This is a genomic window from Brevundimonas sp. (assembly GCF_032017145.1).
Taxonomy (GTDB): Bacteria; Pseudomonadota; Alphaproteobacteria; order Caulobacterales; family Caulobacteraceae; genus Brevundimonas.
Genome location: NZ_DALZQC010000220.1, coordinates 1 through 1,828 on the forward strand (window position 1 = coordinate 1; position 1,828 = coordinate 1,828).

2 protein-coding genes are annotated in these 1,828 nt (G+C 72.5%); one reads left to right on the forward strand and one right to left on the reverse strand.

Annotation, left to right across the window (positions count from 1 at the left end; translation table 11 throughout):
* Nucleotides 1-49: 49 nt before the first annotated feature.
* Nucleotides 50-1,306: a UbiH/UbiF/VisC/COQ6 family ubiquinone biosynthesis hydroxylase gene (locus RTU05_RS18140; protein WP_312599674.1), complete on the reverse strand. Its 1,257-nt coding sequence runs from the start codon at nucleotides 1,304-1,306 to the stop codon at nucleotides 50-52.
* Between the two features lie 139 nt (nucleotides 1,307-1,445).
* Here RTU05_RS18140 and RTU05_RS18145 point away from each other — a divergent pair.
* Nucleotides 1,446-1,828, forward strand: a 383-nt coding sequence (locus RTU05_RS18145) for a DNA translocase FtsK 4TM domain-containing protein (RefSeq protein ID WP_312599675.1), incomplete at its 3' end; no start/stop codon positions are given.

The window sequence follows — 1,828 nt, forward strand, 5'->3', positions numbered from 1 at the left end:
CCTTGAATCACGCTTCAGCCTAATCCGGAATCCCTAGAGTCCACAGATCCTAGACGACCGCCTCGCCGCGCAGAAGCCGGGGCAGGTCGCCGGTCGCGCCGCCGGCCTCCTGCATGAAGGCGCGGCGCAGGGGGCCGATGCGGTTGACCGCCGCCATGCCCAGGTCGCGCGCCAGACGGATCGGCGCGATGTCGTTGGAGAACAGCCGCACGAAGGCGTCGAAGCCCGCCGCCAGGGCCGCATTGTCGAACCGGCGCCAGCGGGCGTAGCGATCCAGCACGGTCTCGGCGCCGATGTCCTCGCCCAGACGCGCGGCCTCGGCCAGCACCTCGGCCAGGGCGGCGGCGTCCTTCAGCCCCATGTTCAGCCCCTGGCCCGCGACGGGGTGGACGCCGTGGGCGGCGTCGCCGATCAGGGCGATGCGCGGGGCGACCAGCGCCTCGGCCAGGCTGAGCGACAGCGGATAGACGAACCGCGGCCCCTCGACCGTCGCGCCGTCCAGGAATTCGCCGAACCGCCGCATCAGATGGGCGTGGAAGGCGGCGTCGGAGGCGTCGCGCAAGGCCGCGCCGCGCCGCGTCGTCTCGGTCCAGACCAGGCTGGCGCGCCGATCCGTCAGGGGCAGGATGGCGAATGGGCCGCCGGGCAGGAAATACTCATGGGCCACATTGCCGTGGTCGCGGCCCAGCCGCACCGTGGCCACCACCCCGCTCTGGCCATAGCCCCAGCCCACAGTCTCGATGCCCGCCGCGCGGCGAACGGTCGAGCCGCGCCCTTCGGCGCCGACGACCAAGGGGGCGGTCAGGACCGCGCCGTCCGCCAGGGTCACCGTCGCCTTGCCGGCGTCGGTCGTGACGGTCGAAACGGCCGCCGGCGCCCGAACCGCGATCCCGGCCGTCGTCACCGCCTGCGCCAGGGCGGCGCGGATGCGGCGGTTCTCGACCATATATCCCAGCGGCTCCCCGCCCGTCCGGCCGCCGATCTCCTCGGCGTCGAAACGCAGGAAGGCGGGCGAGGCCGGGCGGCTGGCGGCGCCCGGTCGGCGACCGTCCGTCACCAGAATATGGTCCATGCGACAGGCGTGCGGCCGCAGGGCCTCGCCCAGCCCCAGCGCGTCCAACATGCGGAAGGTCGAGAAGGCGATGGCGGTCGAACGGCCGTCGAAGGTCGGCGCCAGCTGGGCGTCGAACGGCTGGGGATCGATCATCACCACCTTCAGCCCGCCTTGCGCGGCGGCCAGGGCGAAGGCCGCCCCGGTCAGGCCCGCACCGGCGATGATGATGTCATGGCGTTCGATCTCGGACATGACAGGCTTGTCGCCCCGTGCGGCCGAAAGGTCCAGAGGGCGAAACGTCCGCGCACGGCCAAGCTGGTAAACAGCCCCTTAACCCTGTCGGTGCGAAAAGGACGGTCGAACGTCAGCCGCCCGGAAGGCTCGCCCCTTCATGTCCACCGCCCTCGTCATCGGCCGCCAGGCCTGGATCAGCGCCCGCATCCTGTGGGGCGCGCCCTTCGTGGTGCGCTTCCGGGGCGTGTTGCAGGCCCTGTTGGCGACCCTGCTGCTGATCGCCCTGCTGTCGTGGAATCCGGCGGACGCCAGCCTGAACGCGGCCTCCACCTTGCCGACCACCAACTGGCTGGGGGCCAACGGCGCCCTGTTCGCCGACCTGTTCATGCAGTCGCTGGGCCTGGCCGCCTGGCCCGCCGCCCTGCTGCTGGTCGCCTTCGGCCTGGCGCGCGCGGTCGGGGACGCGATCCAGCAGCGACTGAAGCCCACGCCGTTGAAGGCTCTGGCCGCGACCGGCGGGACCCTGGCCCTGTCGGCGGC

Coding starts and splice junctions, on each gene's coding strand:
- RTU05_RS18140 (WP_312599674.1), bottom strand. CDS start 1,306: ATGTCCGAGATCGAACGCCATGACATCATCATCGCCGGTGCGGGCCTG.